The organism is Nocardioides kribbensis (assembly GCF_015070375.1).
Lineage (GTDB): Bacteria > Actinomycetota > Actinomycetes > Propionibacteriales > Nocardioidaceae > Nocardioides > Nocardioides kribbensis.
Genome location: NZ_JADCLL010000003.1, coordinates 16,227 through 35,706 on the forward strand (window position 1 = coordinate 16,227; position 19,480 = coordinate 35,706).

At 76.9% G+C, this 19,480-nt stretch carries 14 protein-coding genes; 8 read left to right on the forward strand and 6 right to left on the reverse strand.

Annotation, left to right across the window (positions count from 1 at the left end; all coding sequences use genetic code 11):
• Positions 1–192 precede the first annotated feature (192 nt).
• A complete protein-coding gene (locus IR170_RS09055) occupies positions 193–1,803 on the forward strand; it encodes a hypothetical protein (RefSeq protein ID WP_193662151.1) in 1,611 nt (536 codons plus the stop codon).
• A gap of 266 nt (positions 1,804–2,069) precedes the next feature.
• Positions 2,070–3,608, forward strand: coding sequence for an AtzH-like domain-containing protein (locus IR170_RS09060; protein ID WP_319804984.1), 1,539 nt, complete (start codon positions 2,070–2,072; stop codon positions 3,606–3,608).
• Between the two features lie 177 nt (positions 3,609–3,785).
• Here the strand turns inward: IR170_RS09060 and IR170_RS09065 are convergent, their stop codons facing one another.
• The 6 genes from IR170_RS09065 to IR170_RS09090 form a co-directional block, all read right to left on the reverse strand.
• Positions 3,786–4,508, reverse strand: a complete 723-nt coding sequence (locus IR170_RS09065; protein WP_319804985.1) for a YoaK family protein — start codon at positions 4,506–4,508, stop codon at positions 3,786–3,788.
• Positions 4,509–4,770: 262 nt separating this feature from the next.
• On the reverse strand, positions 4,771–5,832 hold the full coding sequence (locus IR170_RS09070) for an SGNH/GDSL hydrolase family protein (protein WP_193662152.1): 1,062 nt from the start codon (positions 5,830–5,832) through the stop codon (positions 4,771–4,773).
• A gap of 68 nt (positions 5,833–5,900) precedes the next feature.
• On the reverse strand, positions 5,901–6,470 hold the full coding sequence (locus IR170_RS09075; RefSeq protein WP_193662153.1) for a TetR/AcrR family transcriptional regulator: 570 nt from the start codon (positions 6,468–6,470) through the stop codon (positions 5,901–5,903).
• A 67-nt stretch (positions 6,471–6,537) separates the two neighbouring features.
• Positions 6,538–7,338: a collagen-like protein gene (locus tag IR170_RS19930; protein ID WP_264674799.1), complete on the reverse strand. Its 801-nt coding sequence runs from the start codon at positions 7,336–7,338 to the stop codon at positions 6,538–6,540.
• Positions 7,339–7,502: 164 nt separating this feature from the next.
• A complete protein-coding gene (locus IR170_RS09085) occupies positions 7,503–8,510 on the reverse strand; it encodes an alpha/beta hydrolase (protein WP_193662154.1) in 1,008 nt (335 codons plus the stop codon).
• Positions 8,511–8,832: 322 nt separating this feature from the next.
• Positions 8,833–9,567: a maleylpyruvate isomerase family mycothiol-dependent enzyme gene (locus tag IR170_RS09090; protein WP_319804986.1), complete on the reverse strand. Its 735-nt coding sequence runs from the start codon at positions 9,565–9,567 to the stop codon at positions 8,833–8,835.
• Between the two features lie 282 nt (positions 9,568–9,849).
• Here IR170_RS09090 and IR170_RS09095 point away from each other — a divergent pair, with 282 nt between their 5' ends.
• Genes IR170_RS09095 through IR170_RS09120 form a run of 6 tightly spaced genes read left to right on the forward strand, consistent with a single transcriptional unit; the run spans position 9,850 to position 19,392 of the window.
• Entirely contained in the window at positions 9,850–11,136 is a 1,287-nt protein-coding gene (locus tag IR170_RS09095) for a hypothetical protein (protein ID WP_193662155.1), read from the forward strand.
• Positions 11,129–12,229, forward strand: a complete 1,101-nt coding sequence (locus IR170_RS09100) for a polysaccharide deacetylase family protein (RefSeq protein ID WP_193662156.1) — start codon at positions 11,129–11,131, stop codon at positions 12,227–12,229. The genes IR170_RS09095 and IR170_RS09100 overlap by 8 nt, the downstream gene beginning before the upstream one ends.
• A complete protein-coding gene (locus IR170_RS09105; RefSeq protein WP_193662157.1) occupies positions 12,226–14,148 on the forward strand; it encodes an O-antigen ligase family protein in 1,923 nt (640 codons plus the stop codon). Before IR170_RS09100 ends, IR170_RS09105 begins: the two co-directional genes overlap by 4 nt.
• A complete protein-coding gene (locus tag IR170_RS09110) occupies positions 14,145–16,598 on the forward strand; it encodes a glycosyltransferase (protein WP_193662158.1) in 2,454 nt (817 codons plus the stop codon). Before IR170_RS09105 ends, IR170_RS09110 begins: the two co-directional genes overlap by 4 nt.
• Complete coding sequence (locus IR170_RS09115; protein ID WP_193662159.1) at positions 16,595–18,145, forward strand: flippase; 1,551 nt, start codon at positions 16,595–16,597, stop codon at positions 18,143–18,145. The genes IR170_RS09110 and IR170_RS09115 overlap by 4 nt, the downstream gene beginning before the upstream one ends.
• Complete coding sequence (locus tag IR170_RS09120; protein WP_193662160.1) at positions 18,142–19,392, forward strand: aminoglycoside phosphotransferase family protein; 1,251 nt, start codon at positions 18,142–18,144, stop codon at positions 19,390–19,392. Before IR170_RS09115 ends, IR170_RS09120 begins: the two co-directional genes overlap by 4 nt.
• Positions 19,393–19,480 lie beyond the last annotated feature (88 nt).

Consider the following 19,480-nt stretch of genomic DNA (forward strand, 5'->3'; position numbering starts at 1 on the left):
TTTATGTGTGCCGATTTTTGATCCGCAATAACTATGTTGGCGCTCCGTCGTTGTGGTTCCTGAGACGGAGCCCGAGGTGCTCCTCTACCTTTCTCCTGCACGACGACGTGAGGAGTACGAGACCCCCATGAGCCTTGCGTCCCCCCCGACGCGCTCGCCGCAGCGACCGACCCCCCGACCGCAGGGCCCGGCATGACGGGCCGGCGACGCGGTCGTCCGCAGCAGATGCCCGACGACCCCAGCTCGCTGCGCTCGCGCACGTTCGGCGCCTGGCCCCGCTCGGCGTGGCTGCTGGCCACCTCGCGCATGCTCGGCACCGACCTGGAGCTGGCCAGCCGCTCGGCCTTCGTGGAGAGGCTCAAGGGCCTCGGCCTGGCCGCCGACCTCAGCCGTGTCAGCCGCTGGGAGTCGGGCCAGCAGGCCGTGCCGACCAAGGTGGTGCTCGCCTACGAGGGGGCCCTCGGTCTGCCGTCGGGCTCGATCCTGGCGACCTCGCGCAGCCTGCTGCGCAACTCCGCCCCCACTCCCCCGCCGCCCGAGCGGGCGACCTACGGCGAGGAGGACAAGGGGCCCCAGCTCGTGCAGGGGCTCCTCGAGCGCGCCCTGGCCGGCGACGCCCTCTGCGGCGGCGAGTGGCTGCAGCTCACCGTGGAGTTGGCGCGCTTCGACTACTTCTTCCTCATGGCCGACTCCTGGCAGGTGCTCTGCGGCCGGCTGGTCAACGAGCTCTCGCGCACGATGGGCATCGACCACCTGCGCCGCTACGAGGCCTGCGTGACCCTCATCGGCCACGACATCGCGCGCCCCCACATGCTCCACGCCCTGGGCTCCTGGCTGACCCACCCCGACGTGCAGCTCGCCGCCCCGGCGGTCTCGCTGCTGCGCGAGATCCCCGACGCCCCGGCCGGCGAGCTCGTGCTGCGGCTGCTGCGCAGCGACAACGCCACCCTGCGCGAGGCCGCCATCGGCGTCGCCGCCGGCAAGGCCGCGCGGGGCCACTTCGACACCCTGGCGCTGCGCAAGCTGGAGAAGGTCGCGGCCCGGCGCCTCGACGCCCACGAGACCACCCGGGCCGCGGTCGACACCATCGACCTGGTCGCCCACCTGCCCGACGACGGCTTCGAACGCGTCATGCGCGGCCTGCGCGACCCGGCCAAGCGGCCCCGGCTCCAGCTGACCCGCGACAAGGGCCTGCTGCTGCCGGCCCAGCACATCAACGCACTGTGCCGCACCATCGCCGGTCAGGCCCAGGCGGTCACCCCCACCGCGCGACCGGCCGAGCCCGACGCGCTGCTGGAGAAGCTGGTCAAGGAGCTGCTCTTCCACGTGCACGGCGTGCGACGCCGCATGGCCGGGCGGGTGCTGGCGCTCAGCCCCTACGGCCCCGCGGTCGCCGACGCCTGCGTGCCCCTGGCCGGCGGGGTCAACGAGGTGCTCGCCGCCCGGGCCTGGGACTCCCTGCTCGTGCTCGGCCACGGCAATCGTCGTGACGAGGTCGTGGCGCTGGCGGTCGGCGAGCCCCGCACCGGTCTCCAGGGCGAGGCGTTGGTCAGCGTCGGGCTCGGCCGGCGCCACCTCGACGAGGACGAGGCCGAGAAGCTGCTCGCCGTGGCCCGGGAGACCCCCCACGCCGACGTCAGGGCCTCGGCGGTCTTCGCGCTCGGCATGGCCGGCCCCGGGCACATCGCCGACGCGGGCCGCGCCTCGGAGGAGTCGGCGCGCGCCGCGCGCTGGTGGGCGGCCACCGGCCCTGCGATCTACGACGCCGACAGCTCCCCGGGCCCCGCCGCGACCGCTCTCTGAGCCCCTCGGGAGATCGGTGGGGCACGAGTCGGCCTCGTCCGGACCGACTCGTGCGACCGCGATCACCCCTGCGGGTGGAACGACCACCCGGACGTGGTGAGTTCACTCGCGACAGGTGCAAGACAACAGGCCGCGAGCCCTGGGGGGAACCGCCCGTCGGGGTGGGGCCGGCCGGTGACGCGCCACCGGGGCCCGCGGCCGGGGCGACCGACCAGCGGCACGGCGCCCGCCGCCCGCCGTGCGACCCCGCGGGGGATGATCAGCGCGTGAGCGCCACTCCTCCCGGACCCGTCCCCGGACCCACCGGCCCGAGCCTGCCCGTGCCCGACGGCCTGGTCGAGGCCTTCTGGGCCTACGAGCGGGCCCTGATGGCCGACGACGTCGAGACCCTCGACCGGCTCGTCGCGCGCGCCTCCACCACGCTGCGCGGCGACGCCGCCGGGCTGCTGGTGGGCCACGACCAGGTCAGCGCCTTCCGCCGGTCGCACGGCCCATCACCGCGGCGACGGATCGTGCAGACCCACGTGCAGGTCACCGACCCCGACCACGCCCTGGTCGTCGCCGTCACCGAGCTCGAGCGCGGCGGCCGCGGTCAGCAGACCCAGCTGTGGGCCCGCGGCGTCGATGGCTGGGTCGTCACCGCCGCCCACGTCTCGACGCCCGCCCCCGCCCTCGACAGCCGCATCTGGCGCGTGGTCGGCGACCCCCTCGTGCCCGGCGCCGCCGGCGGCCCGCTGGCCGGGGAGAGCCTCGCGGTCAAGGACCTCTACGCCGTGGCCGGCCAGGTCGTCGGCGCCGGCAACCCCGCCTGGGAGGCCGCCGCCCCCGTCGAGCGCGGCGACGCCCGCGTCGTCGACCTGCTCGTCGAGGCCGGCGCCTCGGTGCGCGGCATCGCCCGCACCGACGAGTTCGCCTACTCCCTGGCCGGCACCAACCACCACTTCGGCAGCCCGCCCAACCCGCGGGCGCCGTACCGCGTGTCGGGGGGATCCTCCTCCGGCTCGGCCTCCGCGGTCTCCCTGGGTCACGCCACCATCGGTCTCGGCACCGACACCGGCGGCTCGATCCGCGTGCCGGCGGCCTACCAGGGCCTCTACGGCATCCGCACGACGCACGCCGCCATCGCCACCCACGGGCTGCTCGCGCTCGCGCCGAGCTTCGACACCGTCGGGTGGATGACCCGCGACGCCGACCTGCTCGCCCTCGTCGGCGAGGTGCTGCTGCCCGACTCCCCCGGCGGCTCGAGCGACCTCGTCGTGGTGCCCGAGCTTCTGGGACTGGCCACGCCGCCGGTGCGCGCCGCGGTGGAGGGCTGGATCGGCGACCAGGGGCTGGTCGTGCGGGAGAGCTGGCCGCTCGGGGAGCTCGACGCCTGGCGTCGCGCCTTCTCCACCTGGCAGGCCTGGGAGGCCTGGCAGGTGCGCGGGGCGTGGCTGGCCGAGCGGCTCGACACCCTCGGGCCCGACGTGCGCGGCCGCTTCGCCGCCGCCTCGGCGGTCTCGCGCGCGGAGGCCGACGCAGCCCAGGCGGTCGTCGCCGGCGCCCGCGCCCGGGTGCGCGAGCTCGTCGGCGACCGGGTGCTCGTGCTGCCCTCCGCGCCCTCGGTCGCCCCGCTGATCGGCGAGGACCTCGGCCGCGTGCGCGAGGCCACCCTCGCCCTCACCTGCCTGGCCGGGCTCGGTGGCCTGCCCGCCGTGTCGCTGCCGGTCACCACCAGCGACGGGCTGCCCGCGGGCGTGTGCCTGGTCGCCGGCCCGGGTCGCGACCGCGACCTGCTCGCGCTGGCCGCCAGCCTCGCGGGCTGACGCAGAGCGCGACGGGGTCACAGCGGCCCGGGTCGCCGTAGCCGGGTCGCCGTAGCCGGGCCGCCGCAGCCGGACGGGCACTGTCGGCGTACGCGGCGGCAGCGGCCGGACGACAGCCCGTAATCGCGCGGCGCCCGCCCACCCGCGGTCGTCGGTGGCGGCACAGTGCCCGTCCGGTTACGCCAGGGTCGAGGGAGCCACCCGGGCGGCCAGCCGGGCGTGGACCGCTCCGAGCAGGGTCGCCAGGGCGACCAGACCCCCGGCGACCACGAGCCCGGCGCCGAGGTGCCAGCGCAGCAGGGCCGCCCCGGCGGCGGCGCCGAGCAGGATCAGCGCGACCGCGAGCACGCGGCGCCCGGAGCCGCCGCCCTTGCCGCTGCCGAGCACGGAGTCGGCGGCGAGGCCGGTGATGGTCGAGGTGACCACGACGGTGGTGACGTCCTTGACCGCGATGAAGCGCGCGGTGGCGGCCTGCACGCCCATCGCCGCCCCGAGCGCGGCGGTGACCGGCAGCGCGACGGCCTCGGCGGGGGTCTCGCCCGGGGTCTCGCCGAGCGCGAGCAGCAGCACCCCGAGGCCCACGCAGACGACGGCCACCGCGGTGAAGAGCAGCGTTGTGCGCCGGGTCCAGGCGCCGCCGGCGCGGCGCAGCACCCGCCCGCCGAGCGCCGCGCCGGCCATGAAGCCCACCAGCGCCACCACGGGCCCGAGCACCGGGAGGTCGTCGGCGCCGACGATCGCCATGCCGAGGATGACGACGTTGCCGGTCATGTTGCCGGTGAAGACGCGGTCGAGGCCGAGGTAGCCCACGGCGTCGACGATGCCGGTGGTGAAGGTCAGCACGAGCATGAGCACCAGGTGCATGCGCTCGTGCGACACGGCGGCGAGGCGGGAGGTCACCGGGTCATCCTCGCCGGGCGTGCGGGTGGGGGTGGGTGGCCGGGTCGTTTCGAGACGCTCGCTGGCGTGGTCCCTGAGGAGCGAGCGCAGCGAGCGTCTCGAAGGGCTCGCTCCTCAACTCCGTGGCGGTCGGGTGGTTTCGAGACGCTCGCTGGCGCTCGCTCCTCAACCACCGTGGCGGTTGCGCTCGCTGGCGCTCGCTCCTCAACCACCGTCGGAGTTGCGCTCGCTGGCGCTCGCTCCTCGACCACCCGAGGGTGGGTCAGGAGCAGGAGTAGCACTCGGTGTCGCGCAGGTACTGCAGCAGCACGGCGGCCTGGGCGCGGGCACCGGCGGCGTTGGGGTGGGCGGGCACGCCGACGGCGGGGTCGTTGACCGAGGGGCCGTAGGTCTCGGCCCAGCGGGTGACGGGGTCCTGGCACAGGTCGTGGCCGCCGGTGTGGCTGAAGGTGTCGACGAACTCCGCTCCCCCTCGTCGCGCGGCCCGCTCGACCATGCGGTTGAGCTGGCGGAACTTCGCGGCGATGTAGGCCATGTCCTCGTCGCTGGCCGGCACGGTCGGGTAGCAGCCGTGGTCGGGGATGACGTGCATGTAGTCGAGCACCAGCACACGGGCGCGCGGGGCGAGCCGGTGCACGGCGCGGAAGGCCCGCACGAGCTTGATCTCCGAGGCGCGGATCTGCTCGGCCAGCTGGTCGGTGCCGCCAGCGGTGTACTTGGCCTTGCAGCCACCGAAGGGCAGGCCCGCGCCGGAGTCGGTGAGGGGGTTGTCGACCGGCAGCACGCCGAGGCAGTCGAGGCCCGCCGAGGCGATGCCGGCGTCGTTGCCGCCGATGCCGATGGTCACCAGCTCGGTGCGGCGGGTGAGCCGGTCGAACTGCGGCGGGTTGGTGCCGCCCAGCGGCAGCCCGGTCTGCGGACGGCGGAAGTCGCGGGTGGTCGCCGAGCCACAGGAGGCGTCGCGGAAGCGGTCGGCGCCGAGGGCCTCGGCCACGATCTTGGGGTAGTTGTGGTGCGACTGCGCGCAGTCGACCGGCACGTGCGTGGTGTCGGGCACCCCGTCGCGATTGACGAGCACCACGTCGGCGGTCCAGGAGTCGCCGAGGGCGACGTACTCGGTCAGCGACGGCAGCCGGCGCCGGTCGGGGGCCTGCGTCGCAGGGGCCCGGGTCTGTGTCGGCGGTGCGGTCGTGGTCGCCGTGTCGGTCGGCGCGGCCTGGGCGTCGGGCCCGGCCAGGGGCGTCACGCCCGGGGTGAGCAGGGCCGCGGCGAGCGCGAGCGCGGCGAGGGGGGCGGCGGGCACGAGTCGGCGCGAGGACCTCATGCGGAGACCAACGTCACACTCCCACCGAGGTCACGCCCCGGACCCGACGTCGTCCGGCGGCGGCGACCTCAGGCCGTACGCCGCTCCCGCGGGCCCGCGAGCTCCTGCGCGGCGCGGGCCAGGTCGTCGACGCCGGCGGCCAGCCACTCGGGCCGGTCGGTGGCGAGGTCGAGGTGGAAGCCCGACAGCGAGGCCTCGACCAGCGTGACCACGCGGCGCACCTTGCGGGGCGGGGCGCCGCAGCGCACGAAGTAGGTGCGCAGCGCGGCCGCCCACAGCTCGTTGGCCGCGCGGGCCTCGGAGAGGTAGGGCTCGTCGCCGATCAGGCCGGTGGCCGCGGCCTGGCAGTAGGCGGTGAGGCAGCCGTGCATCGGCTCCTCCTGGTAGGTCTCCCAGAGCCGGTTGACCCCCGAGCGCACCGTGCGGGCGGCCGGGAGCGCCTCGACGATCTCGATGGCGCGCTCGGTGACGCGCGTGATGACCGCCGAGACCAGGCCGTCGCGGCTCTCGAAGTGGTAGATCAGCATGCGGTCGCTCGTGCCGATCGCCGCGGCCACCGGGCGCAGCGTCAGCCCGGTCAGACCGTGCTCGAGCACGTGGTCGGTGACCTGGTCGAGCAGCTGGGCGCGTCGGGACATCCCTCGAGTGTAGCGATCGCTACGGATCGAGGGATGTCCCGGCACCCGGGACGCTGCTCGCCGCGGGTCAGGAGGTCGACACGGAGGCGCAGATCGCCGTGGAGGTCAGGGCGAACGGGTCCGACGAGACCGCCTGGACGCGCCAGACCTTGGCGCCGGGTCCGAACGACGCCGCCTGGTTCTGCGTCACCAGGATGTCCTGGACCGGCTGGCTCCCACCCGGCGCCAGCACGTAGCCACCACCGAGCGGAACCTTGGCCCCGGGGCAGACCGCGTTCGCCGCCGCCGTGAACACCGCACCCGCCGGCGTCGCCGTGACCGTGGTGGAGGCGGAGCTGTCGTCGTAGCCCGACACGCCGGCCGGGCCCTGGATGCCCTGGGGCCCGGTCTGCCCCTGGGGCCCGGTCGCGCCCTGGGGCCCGGTCCCGCCCTGGATGCCCTGGAGGCCGGTCTCGCCCTGGACGCCCTGCTCGCCCTGGGGTCCGCGCTCACCCGTGGCGCCGGTCAGGCCGCGCTCGCCCTGGGGGCCGGTCGCACCGGTCTCGCCGCGCGGGCCCTGGGCGCCGGTCTCACCCTGCTCACCCTGCTCGCCCTGCGGTCCCACGAGCAGCGCGCCGTCGGCGAAGTCGGCGGCCTGGAGCGTGCCGTCCTGGATGTCGACCGACTTCACGCCGTTGTCGCGCAGGTCGACGCTGCGCACCCGGTTGTCGATGATGTCGACGCTGCGCACCATGCCCTGCACCGCGGCGTGGGCGGTGCCGGAGCCGATGAGCACCGCCAGGCACAGCCCGGAGGTGACGTTGGCGAAGGTGAGTCGCGAGCCGATCGCACGGGCGGAGGGGCGGGAGGGGCGGGAGGGGAGGCGCATGGTGGTGCCTTTCGGACGAAGCGCCCGCGAGCGCGGGCGGGTCGGGTGATCGCCCACACCCTGCGGAAGGACGGCCGGAGCCGACCGGGACTCGCGCGGCTCTTTACCGTCCCACCGCAGTCTTTACCGGCGCGACTAGACCAGTCGACGCCCGCCGGCCGGCATCACCGCAGCGCCGCGCGCTGGGCCGCGACGACGGCGTCCATGGCGGGCCGCGCGGAGCGGGCGAGGTGGGGGAAGCCCAGAAAGCCGTGCGGCATGCGGTGGAAGTCCTCGACGCGGGCGGGGACACCGGCGGCGGCGAGCGCCTCGGCGTACCGCACACCCGAGTCGTGCAGCGGGTCGAGCCCGGCCACCACGACCAGCGCCGGGGGCAGGCCGGCGAGGTCGGGCGCCAGCAGCGGGGAGAGCCGCCAGTCGGAGGCGTCGACCGCGGTAGGGCCGGGCTCGGGCAGGTAGTGGCCCAGGAAGACCTCGAGGTCCTCGAGGCTGACCACGACGCCGTGGTCGTTGGCGGTGAAGGAGTCGTGCTCGCGCAGGGCCTCGGTGAGGTCGGTGGCGGGGTAGAGCAGCGTCTGGTGGCGCAGCCGCGGACCGCCGCGGTCGCGGGCGAGCAGCGCGACCACCGCCGCGAGGTTGCCGCCGGCCGACTCCCCCATCACCGCTACCCGCTCGGGGTCGGCGCCGAGCTCCGCGGCGTGCTCGACCGCCCACAGCAGGGCGCCGAGGCAGTCGTCGAGCGCCGCCGGGAACCGGTGGGTCGGGGCGAGCCGGTAGTCGACCGAGACCACCACCGCGCCCACCTCACGGCACACCACGCTGGAGGCCCAGTCGCCCTGCCGCGCGCTGCCCAGCACGAAGCCGCCGCCGTGGAAGGCCAGCACCAGCGGGCGCCCCGCGGCCGGCGGCGGCCCGGGCGGGGTGTAGACGCGCAGCGGCACCTCGCCGTAGGCGGCGGGGTAGGCCGTCGTCCGCACGACCACGCCAGGCTGCACCCGCCCCAGCACCACGCCGAGGGCTCGGCCGACGGGCCCGCGGTCGGGCAGGGCGAGGGCCTGCACCCGCTCGAGGCGGGCGGGGTCCATGCGCGCCACCGAGAACGACGGGCTGGCGCGCATCACCGCGTCGACCAGGCGGATGCCCGGGGTGAGTCGCGGGCGAGGGGTGGGCACGCAGGGATCGTAGGTCGGCGGGGTGGTGGTGGTTTCGAGACGGTCGTCGCTGGCGCTCCTCCCTCCTCAACCACCGGGGGCGTCGCTGGCGCTCCTCGCTCCTCGACCACCGGGCCCCGCGGTGGTTGAGGAGCGAGCGCCAGCGAGCGTCTCGAAACCACCCCACCGGAGAGTGGGCGGTGGTTGAGGAGCGAGCGCCAGCGAGCGTCTCGAAACCACCCCACCGGAGAGTGGTTTCGAGACGGTCGTCGCTGGCGCTCCTCCCTCCTCAACCACCGGAGGCCGACGCTGGCGCTCCTCCCTCCTCAACCACCGGGGGCGACTACTCGGGGAGCGGCTCGGTGGGGAGGTCGCCGAGGCCGGCGAAGGCGTCGAGGTAGGGGGTGATCTCGCCGCGCACGGTCCAGGAGCGCAGCTGGTCGGCGGTGCGGCGGCTGGTCAGGGCCCGGAAGAGGTCGAAGCCGGAGGCCTCCAGCCGCACGGGCGCGTCGTCGGGGTCGACCCCGCCGTCGCCGCCGTGGCTGCACCAGCGCCAGCCGCCGGGAACGGGGTCGACCAGGGCGATCGGGGGGAGGTCGCCGACGGCGTCGGCGAGCCGGCCCGCCATGCGCCGGCGTACCTCGGCCAGGCCCGGGGTGTCGCGCGCGCCGGGCTCGCCGACGGCGCCGCGCAGGTCCTGCTCGTGGATGACGACGTCGTTGAGGGGGCGGCTGCCGTGCTCGCCCATCCAGGCCACCAGCCGCGGTGCGACGTCGTCCCACTCGGCGACCAGCTCGGCCACCGGACGGCCCCGGCGCCGGTCGACGTGGGCCTGGGTCCAGGCGGGGTCGTGGTCCTCGGGCTCGTCGCCGTCGAGCACGTCGACGGGCAGACCGACGACGTGGCTGAGCAGGTCGCGCACGGTCCAGTCGGGGCAGGCCGGCACGTGGCGCTGCACCTGCTCCTCGTCGAGCCCGGTCACCAGCGCTCGCACCCGCTGTCGTGCGACCTCCCACTGCGACACCGGGTCGTTGCCCGGGTCGGCGCCCGCACCGGTCAGGTCCTCGCCACCAGCCACGTCGGCCTCCTCCTCGTCGTTCTTGCTCGTCGTTCTTGCTCGTCGTCCCTGCACGTCGTCAGGGGCCCACCACCCCGCGGCCGGCGCGCCCCGGGTCCTGCCTATCGGCGCGCCGGGCCGGCCAGGAACCCCCGCCCGGGTGACCCCGGAGACGTGCTCGCGCCCGCCTCGGCGACTCACGTGACGTGTCCCTCAGATTGGTCCTCACCCATCGTGGGTAGATCATGGGCTGACAGTTCCTCCGGGGGGAGGTTTCGCCGTGCCTGCAGGAGGAACCGCACGATGATCGAGACAGTTCGCCGCGCACTGCGCTGGCGGTGGCCGTGGATGGTGCTCGTGCTCGTGCCCGTCGCGGTCGTCGGCATCTGGTGGGTCGAGGCCCAGCCGACCCGCGCCGAGGCCGTCAGCGTCGTCGGCGTGACCCCGGCGTCGGTGGAGTACGCCAACCCCGACCTGGTGCAGCTCACCGTCAACCGGTACGCCGTGCTGCTCGCCTCGCCCACGGGGCTGCAGGGGGTCTCCGACGACACCGGCATCGACGTCGACGAGCTCGAGCAGGCGGTCTCGGTCGAGTCCAGCCTCGACTCGGCCAACCTGCGCATCGTGGTCGACGCCGCCACCGAGGAGCGCGCCGAGGAGATCGCCGACGCGGTCGCCGCCCACGCCCGGGTGCTCGGCGCCGACGACGACGCCACCGACGTCTCGGTGCTCTCCCCCGCCGTCGTCCAGGCCCCGCCGCTCACCGCCTCCAAGCGCGTGCTCGAGGCCGTGCTCCTGCTCATCGCCCTCGTGGTCGCCCTGGGCGCCGCCTGCGCCGTGGAGCTGGCCCGCCCCCGCATCCGCACCGGCGGCGACGCCGAGGCCGCCACCGGCGCGATGGTCGTGGCCGGCATGCGCCGCTTCCCCCAGCCCGGCCTGCTGCGGCGCAACGTCGTCAGCGACGACGAGGTGCTGCGCGCCGCGCGCGCCCTGCGCACCGGCCTGCTGGCCAGCGAGCGCAGCGCGCCGAGCGGCCCGATCTGCGTGCTCGGCAGCGAGCTCGGCGCCGGCGGCACCACCATCTCCTTCCTGCTCGCCCGCTCGGCCAGCGACGCCGGCGAGGCCGTGCTGCTCATCGACGGCGACCTCGAGGGCACCGGCCTGAGCAAGCACCTGCTGCTCCCCCAGGACGTCGGCCTCGACGACGTGCTCGCCGGGCGCGCCGACCTGGAGGCCGCCATCGACCGCGAGGGCCGCGTGCCCGTCGTCGGCACGCGCCGCAAGCTCGGCTCCGACGCCCTCACCGAGCGCCGCCTCGGCGAGGTGCTCAAGGAGGCCGCCGGCTCCTGGGAGCGCGTGATCGTCGACGCCCCGCCGGTCGGCAGCCAGGGCGCCGACGTCGTCGGTCTCCACGCCGCGTCGGTGCTGCTGGTCGTGCCGCTCGGGGCGCCGGTGCACCGGGTGCGCCGCGCCGCGCGGCGCCTGGCCCGCCACGGCATCCCCGTGCGCGGCGTCGTGCTCAACCGCGCGCCGCGAGGGGTCGTGGAGTCGATGCGCACCGTCGCGACCGTCAGCCACGCCGATGGCTGAGCCGCAGCCCGCCACCACCGGCTCCACCGCGGCCGCCGGTCGCCGCTCGCCGCTGCGCCCGTCGCGCTCGACGGTGGTGCTGATGTACCACGGCTTCTGCACCACCCGCCGCGCCGACGACCCGGAGAACCTCTTCGTCGAGGTCGCCCGCCTCGAGGAGCAGATGACCTGGCTGCTGGCCCACGGCTGGGAGGCGCTCGACCTCGACGGCTACCGCGACGTGCGCGCCGGTCGCCGCTCGGGTCACCGCACCGTCCTGGTCACCATCGACGACGGCTTCGACTCCGTGGCCGACCTCGCCGCACCGGTGCTGCACCGGCTCGGCGTGCCCGCGGTGCTCTTCGTGCCCTCGGGCCTGGTCGGCGCCACCGCCACCTGGCTGCCCGAGCCCGCCTCCAGCCCGCTGCTGCAGCCCGAGCGGCTGCGTGGGCTGCCGGCGCTCGGGGTGGAGATCGGCCTCCACGGTCGCGACCACCGTGACCTGCGCGGCATCGACCCCGACGAGCTGCACCGCCAGACGGCGCTGGCCCGCGCCGAGCTCGCCGACTTCCTGGGCGCCCCGGCCGTGCGGTGCGTGCGCTCCTTCGCCTACCCCTACGGCGCCCACGACCGCGCCGCCCGCGCCGCCGTCGCCGCGGCCGGCTTCCTGGAGGCCTTCTCGGTCTTCGACGACGCCGGGCCGATGGCGGTCTCCCGCGTCGACGTCAACGCCACCGACACGCTGCGCTCCTTCCGGGTCAAGCTGATGCCGCAGTACCGCCGCGCCTGGCGCGCCCTCGAGAGCGCCCCCGCCCTGCGCCGCCTGGTGCACAAGGTCAGCACCCGCACGCCCAACCGCACCCCCGACGGCCCGCCCGAGGCCGCACCCACCGCCGTGCCGAGCGAGCCCCCCGTCGTCGAGGCGCCGGTCGCCGAGGCGCCGGAGCAGGCGGCCTCGGAGCCGACCCCCATCAGGCGCCCGCAGCACACCGGCGCCGCACCCACGACCACGCACCGCACCACGACCCAGCGCGCGGCCTTCGCCTCCGCCCCCGAGCCCGACCCGTCGACCGGCACCACTCCGCCGGCCGACGGCAGGGGGCCCCGGGGATGACCACGCTGCTGCCGGCCGCGCCCGCGCGACCGGCCCGCGGACCGGCCTTCCTGGGGCCGCTCCGGCCCCTGGTGCCGCTCCTGCCCGCCGCGCTGACCACGCTGGCCTGCGTCGTGGGCTGCGTGGTCGGCGGGATCGCCGCCGGGCTGCTGCTGGCCGAGCTCGGCGTGCGCTTCGGCCCGGCCGCGGTGGTGGCGGTCGTCGTGGCCACCGGCCTGGCCGCGGTGGTGCCGCGCCGCCCCGAGACCATGCTCGCGGCGGTCGGGCTGACCCTGCCGCTCGGCCCCGTGCCGGTCGGCCCCGTCGAGGTCGTGCAGCTCACGGTGGCCTTCGCCGTGGTCGCCCTGCTGGGCCGCGCCGCGCTGACGCACGGGCTGCGGCTGCCGGCCCCCGCGCTGGCGGTGCCGCTGCTGGCGATGCTGCTCAGCGCCGCGCTGGCCACGCCGCTGGCCCGCGGCAGCGACGTGGCCTTCAGGCTCGACGTCCAGCTGCTGCTGCTGGTGCTGCTCGCCGTGGCCGCCGCCAGCGCGCTGCGCAGCCGCCGGGCGCTGGTGCTCGTCACCGCCTCGACCGTGGCGGGCGGGGCGGTCGCGGCCGGCTGGGCGCTGGTGAGCTCCGGGCCCTCGACGACGTTCTACGGCGGCGCGGTCGTCAGCGGCCGCGCCCAGGGCGTCTTCTCCCAGCCCAACGAGCTCGGCCTCTTCAGCGCCGTGCTGCTCGTGGTGGCCATCGGCTTCGGCACCACCGCGACCTCGCGCCGCCAGCAGCTGCTGTGCCTGGTGGCCGGTGGGCTGCTCGCCGCGGCGCTGGCGCAGTCGCTCTCGCGCGGGGCCTGGATCGGGGCCGTCGTCGGGCTCGTCACGCTGGCCCTGCTCAGCCCCCAGGCGCGCCGCCCGATCGGTGCGCTGGCCGGAGCCGCCCTCGCGGTCGTGGTGGTGCTCCAGCTCGCGGGCGCCGGCATCGCCGAGGCGCTGCTGGCCCGCCTCGACAGCGTGCTCAACGCCAGCGACAACCCCTACGACCAGCGTGGCCAGATCTGGGCCGAGGCGCTGCGCCAGCTCGCCGAGCGCCCGGTGACCGGCCAGGGCCCCGGCGGCTTCCCCTACGCCGCGCGCGGCCTGAGCGGGGAGGGCATCGTGCTGGAGATCGAGCACGCCCACAACCTCTTCCTCGCCGCGGCCAGCGAGTACGGCGTGCCGGGCCTGCTCGCCCTCCTCGCGCTCATGGCCGGTGTCGTGGTGACCGCGGTGCGCGCGACGCGGCTGCTGGCCGCCGGGCCGCACCCCCGCGACGCCGGCGTGCCCGTGGCCCTGGCCGCGGCCCTCGTGGCCGTGGTGGCCCACGGCATGGTCGACTACCCGCTGCGCAACGCCGCCGTGGTCACCACCGTCTTCCTCGTCGTGGCCCTGCTGGGCGCCTGGCACCTCCACGGTGCCGACGTCGCCGCGCCGCCCGCCCCCGACCCCGCCCGCGCGCCCGACCTCCACCTCGCCGACGTGCCGGTCGTGGCCGTGCACCCCAGCCTCGTGCCGACCCCGGCCGGTCGCGCCGCATCCGCCGGCGGCGGCGCAGCGCGCCCCGCGGCCGAGCGCCCGCGGGCCGCGGCACGCTCCGGCGCGCGCCTCGCCGACCTCGCCGGCCGGGTGCGCGGCACCGAGCGCCCCGACGGCCCCGGTGAGACCCGCGCCGCCGACCTGGCCGGCGTCGTGCGGCCCCTCGCACCGCGGCGCCGGACGTCCTCCGACCCCGACCTCCCGGCGCCCGACCCCGGCGCCCGCCCCGAGCCCGCCGACGCCCGGCCCATCGGCGACACTGGAGCCGGTGAGGTCGATCTCGACCCCGCCCACCGCACCACCCGCACCCCCCTCCCGCCGCACCAGCCCACCCGCGCCCCGCGCAGCACGGAGGACACCCGATGAGCAGCACCAGCACCGGCCCGACCGACCCGCTCGGGTCCGAGACCGGGTCGCGCGGCGGCGCTGACTCCGCATCACGCGGCGGGTCGGCCACCGGAGCCGTCACCGGGTCGGCCGCCGAGCCGGTCGCGACGCATGACGCCGCCGACCGCCCGGCCACGCCCCCGCTGCGGTGCGTGGTGGTGACGCCCTACGCGACCCTCGGCGGCTCCGAGCGCTGGCTGCTCGCGCTGCTCGACGGCGCCGCCGCCCGCCTCGACGCCGAGGTGTGGCTGCTCGAGGACGGTCCGCTGCGCGCCGAGCTCGAGCGGCGCGACGTGCCCACCCTGGTGCTGCCCACCGGCCCCGACGCCCGCTCGCTGGCCGCCCGCGGCGCCGACCTGGCGCGCCGGCTGCGCGCGGGAGCAGCCGACGTGCTGCTCGCCAACGGCGTGAAGGCCGCGGCCGCCGCCGTGCCCGCCGCCCGGCTGGTGGGCGTGCCCGTGGTGTGGGCCAAGCACGACTTCTCTTTCGACTCCACCCTGGCCCGCCCCCTGGGCGCGCTCGCCGACGCCGTGCTCGCCACCTCGGCCGCCGTCGCCACGGCCACCGGCCGGGACGACGCCGTGCTCGTGCCGCCGCCGCGGCCCTCCCGCGAGGTCGCCTCGCGCCTGGAGGCCCAGTCCTTCTGGTCGGCGGCCGGTGTGCCGGTGCCCGACCAGGCCCCGGCCGGGGCGCCCCCCGGCGAGACCCGCGCGACCGGTCCCGCTCACGCCCCGACCGCCGGGCACCGCACCCTCGCCATGCTGACCCGTCTGGTGGCCTACAAGGGCGTCGACACCGCCATCGCGGCGCTCGCCGAGCCGGCCGCCGCCGGCTGGGACCTCCTCGTCGTCGGCCCCGACGACCCCTCCGAGCCCGGGGAGCGCGCCCGCCTCGAAGCCCTCGCCGCCGACCTCGGCGTGGCCGGACGGGTGCGGCTCGTGCCCGAGGTCGACGACGCGGGCCACTGGCTGGCCGCCGTCGACGCCGTCGCCGTGCTCACCCGCAGCGCCGGGGCCTTCGGCCGCGAGGGCTACTCCCTCGTCGCGCTCGAGGCGCTCGCCGCCGGCGTGCCGCTGCTCGGCGGCCGCGGCAACCCCGAGGTCGAGCGGATGGCCGCCGCCGCGGGCCGGGTCGTCGCCACCGGCGACCCCGCGACGCCCGACGGGGCGCGGGCCGTCACCGACGTGGCCCGGGGCCTCGCCGAGCTGGCCGACCCCGACGTACGCCGCGCGACGCGGCTGGGCGCCGAGCGCCTCCACAGCGCCCACCCCGACGCCGCCACGTGCACCGCCCTCACCGTCGGCCTGCTGGCCGAGACCGCCGGACGCCCCGGCGCCGGCCTGGCCCCGGCCGAGCCGGTCACGGTGCTCACCTGCTTCAAGGACGAGGCCGGCCACGTCGACGGCGTCGTCGCCCGCGTGGTCGAGCAGCTCGGCCCCGACGACGAGTACCTCCTCGTCGACGACCACTCCACCGACGGCACGAGCGAGGAGCTGGCCGCCTGGGCGCGCCGCGAGCCCCGCATCCGCGTGCTGCCCGGCCCCGGGGTCAACCTCTCCGCGGCGCGCAACCACGGCTTCGCCCACGCCACGCACGCGGTCGTCGCCTGCACCGACGCCGGCGTCGAGCCCGCCCCCGGGTGGCTCGACGCGCTGCGCACGCCCTTCGCGGAGCGGCTGCCCGCAGCGCCGAGCGACACAGCGGCCGCGGCCGACCAGGGCGGCCCCGTCAGCCCCGCAGGCCCCGACGCGGTGGGCTCCAGCGGCCGGGGCGTCGACCTCGTGGTCGGCGTCTACGAGGTCGACGGCGGCGACCCCTGGCGCGACGCCGCGCGGCTCGCGCTCTTCCCCGCCGTGGCCGAGGCACGCCGGCGCACCCCGCTCGTGCGGATGGCCGGCACGCTGACCGGTCGCCGCTTCGACGCCGCCCGCCTCGACGGTCGCTCGATGGCCTGCACCGTGGAGGCGTGGAAGCGGGCCGGCGGCTTCGACGAGTCCCTCTACTCCTCCGAGGACGCGGTCTTCGGCACGGCGGTGCGCGCCGCCGGCGGGCGCAGCGTGCTCGCCCTCGACGCGTGCGTGACCTGGGCCCAGTCGGGCCGGATCGGTGAGACGGCCGCGATGTACCGCAAGTACGGCGAGTGGGGCGGGCGCGCCGGCTCCTGGCCCCTGGTCAGCCGCGACCTCGTGCGCGGCTCGGCCTACCTCGTCGCCCCCGCGCTCGCCGTGCGCGGCGGAGCCGCGACCCGCGCGCTGCTGGCCCTGGGGGCACTGGGCTACCTCGCGGTGCCGCTCAGCCGCGCCCGGGCCGAGCACGCCGACCCCGCCACGGTGGCCCTGATGCCCCTCGCCCTGGCCCTCAAGGACGTCGCCAAGGCCGTGGGCTGCGCCCGGGGCAGCCTCGGCCGGCTGCGAGGGGACCGCGCGTGACCTCACCGCACCCGCCGGCCCCCGCGAGCGGCCCGGCCGGCCCCGACGAGCCCCCGGCCGACACCCCGGCCGACACCTCGACCGGGACCTCGGCACCGACCTCGGGCGTCGGCGAGCTCAGCCGCCGGGCGGCCCTCAACACCGCCGTGCGCAGCGTGGCCGAGATCCTCGGCAAGGTGGCGACCCTGGCCTGGACGGTCGCGGCCGCCCGCACCCTGAGCACCGAGGACTTCGGTGCGGTCTCCTACGCCCTCACCCTCATGCTGCTGCTCAGCTCGGTCGCGGCGTGGGGCTTCGACTCGGGCCTGGTGCGCCGCGGCGCCGCCGAGCCCGACTCGCTGCCCCGGCTCTACCGCGCCACCCAGGTCGAGAAGACCGGGCTCGGGCTGGTCGTCTTCTCCGTCGCCTCCCTGGTGGCGGTGCAGTCGCGCGCCGACACCGGCACCTGGGTGGTGATCGTGCTCATGGTGCTGGCCGGCTTCCCCGAGATGTGGAGCCAGAGCGCCCGCGGCGCGGCCGCCGTGCGCCAGAGCGCCGCCGCGGTCTCCAGCGCCCTGGTCGTGCAGCGGCTGGTCACCGCCGTGGTCATCGTCGCCGCGCTGGGCCTCGGCCTCGGACCGGTCGGCGTGGCCTCGGGCTTCCTCGTCGGCACCCTCGCGGGCTGGGGCGCGCACGTGCTCGCCGTACGCCACCTCGACCTGCACACCCGCACCCGCGAGCTGACCCGCGAGGACCTCGCCGCGGCGGCCTCGGGCACCTTCCTGCTCGGGGTCTCCAGCCTCGTGCTGATGCTGCTCTTCCGCCTCGACGCCGTGCTGCTGGCCGCGCTCAAGGGCGACGAGGCGGTGGCGGTCTACTCGGTGGCCTACCGGCTGCTCGAGACCGTGCTCTTCGTCGCCCACGCCATCAACCAGGCCGTGCTGCCCGTGCTCAGCTCGACCTCCTCGACCCTGCGCCGCCGCAACGCCTTCGAGCGGGGCGTGGCCGTGGCCGGCTTCGTCTACCTGCCCTTCGCCGTGGTCTGCGTCGTCGAGGGCGAGCGGGTGCTGCGGCTGCTCTTCGGGGCGCCCTACGGCGAGGCCGCGGCCCCCGTGCTGGCCTGGCTGGCGCCCGCGCCGATGCTCTTCGCGATCGCCTTCTTCGGCAACTCCCTCATGCTGGCCCAGCAGCGCAACCGGCTGCTGCTGGCCTCCTCCGTGCTCGCCCTGGCCGTCAACACCGGGCTCAACCTGGCCCTCATCCCGGCCTACAGCGGGGTCGGCGCCGCGATCGCCACCAGCGTGGCCTACCTCGCCCAGAGCCTGCTGGTCGTCTACGTCGTGCGCGACCTGGAGGACCGCCCCCGGCTGCTGCAGCCCCTGACCTCGGCCGCCCTGGGCGGCGTCGTGCTCCTCGGCGTGCTGCTCGCCCTCGACCTGCCCGTGGTGGTCGAGCTCGCCCTCGGCGGCGTGGTCTACCTCGCGGCGTGGGCGCTGGCCTCGCGGCGCCTGGCCCCCGACCAGTACGCCGTGGTCGCCGGCGTCGCCCGCCGGGTCGCGCGTCGGTGAGCGGCCGCTACGCCCGCCTGCGCCGGCCGCGGCGGGTCCTGGTCTCGACCGACCTGCCCTGGCCGGCGCTCTTCCTGGGCGAGCAGCTCTCCCACGCCCTCAACCACGGGCTGCCCGCCCGCCGGCGCAGCGGGCCGCTCGCCGCCGCGGTCGGACGCCGCGGCCTGCCCGCGCCCGCCGTCGCCTCCCTGGTCGCCCGGCTGCCGCACCGCCCCGCCCCGGCCACCGACGCCGTGCTCGACGCGGTGCGCGAGGCCTGGCCGACCCTCGTCGCGGCCGCCGGTGGTGCCGGTGACCCGGGCGACTCGGGTGACGCGGGTGACGCCGGTGGCTCGGGTGACGCCGGGGCGCCGGGGGCCGGACGCCTCGTCGGCGACGTGCCCGCACGGCTGGCCGCGCTCGAGGTCGACCGCTCGGGGCGCCGCTTCGTCTTCGTCTTCGCCGACGACCCCCACCCGCTGCTGGTGCTGAAGTCGCCCGACGCGACGGCCGACGGTGCCGCCGAGGCCGAGGCCCTCACCCGCGCCGCCGCGCTCGGTCTCGCGCCCCGCTGCCTGGGCCGCATCGCCGGGCTGGAGGCCCAGGAGGGGCTCGCGGGCCGGCCGCTGTGGGTGCGGCCCCCCGGGCGTCCCGGCTGGAGCGGCGCCTACAGCGACGCCTACGCCTCGCTGGGCTCCGGCCTGGAGCGGCTCGCCTCCGCCACCGCGGTGCCCGGCGGGCCCGACCGGCTGCTCGCCGACGCCCAGCCCGCGCTGCCGCTGGTGCGCTCCCCCCGCACCCGGCTGCTGGTCGAGGCGGCGCTGCGCGACGTACGCCACCTCACCCACCGCAGCCTCCAGCACCACGACCTCTCGGCGCAGAACTGGCTGGTGCGCGACGACGCGCTGGTCGGGCTCGTCGACTGGGACACCGCGATGCCCGACGGCGTGCCCGGCCACGACGCCCTCCACGCCGCCGTGTCGCTGCTCGAGCACGGCGTCGGCCTGCGCTCCCGCTCGCCGGAGCGCGTGCTGAGCACCTTCACCCGCGCCTGGCACGAGGAGCCGCTGCTCGCCCAGGCCCGGCGCGCCCACCGCGCCTGCCTGGTCGCCGCCACCGGCTCCGAGGCCCTGGCCGACCGCCTCGCGGAGCCGCTCCAGCTGGCCTTCTTCGCCCGCCGGCTGGGCTGGGTCGCCGTCGGCGACGGCCACGCCGCCCTCGACGTCGACACCGCCGAGCGCATGCTCGACCACGTCGCCCGCGGCTGAGGGTGCGCCGCCCGCGCCCCGTCCTACTGACCGTTGCGACCACTGGCTGACAGTCCTGACGGTCGGCCAGTGGTCGCAACGATCAGTA

Coding starts and splice junctions, on each gene's coding strand:
- IR170_RS09055 (WP_193662151.1), top strand. CDS start 193: ATGACGGGCCGGCGACGCGGTCGTCCGCAGCAGATGCCCGACGACCCC.
- IR170_RS09070 (WP_193662152.1), bottom strand. CDS start 5,832: ATGAGGTCCTCGCGCCGACTCGTGCCCGCCGCCCCCCTCGCCGCGCTC.
- IR170_RS09075 (WP_193662153.1), bottom strand. CDS start 6,470: ATGTCCCGACGCGCCCAGCTGCTCGACCAGGTCACCGACCACGTGCTC.
- IR170_RS19930 (WP_264674799.1), bottom strand. CDS start 7,338: ATGCGCCTCCCCTCCCGCCCCTCCCGCCCCTCCGCCCGTGCGATCGGC.
- IR170_RS09095 (WP_193662155.1), top strand. CDS start 9,850: ATGATCGAGACAGTTCGCCGCGCACTGCGCTGGCGGTGGCCGTGGATG.
- IR170_RS09100 (WP_193662156.1), top strand. CDS start 11,129: ATGGCTGAGCCGCAGCCCGCCACCACCGGCTCCACCGCGGCCGCCGGT.
- IR170_RS09105 (WP_193662157.1), top strand. CDS start 12,226: ATGACCACGCTGCTGCCGGCCGCGCCCGCGCGACCGGCCCGCGGACCG.
- IR170_RS09110 (WP_193662158.1), top strand. CDS start 14,145: ATGAGCAGCACCAGCACCGGCCCGACCGACCCGCTCGGGTCCGAGACC.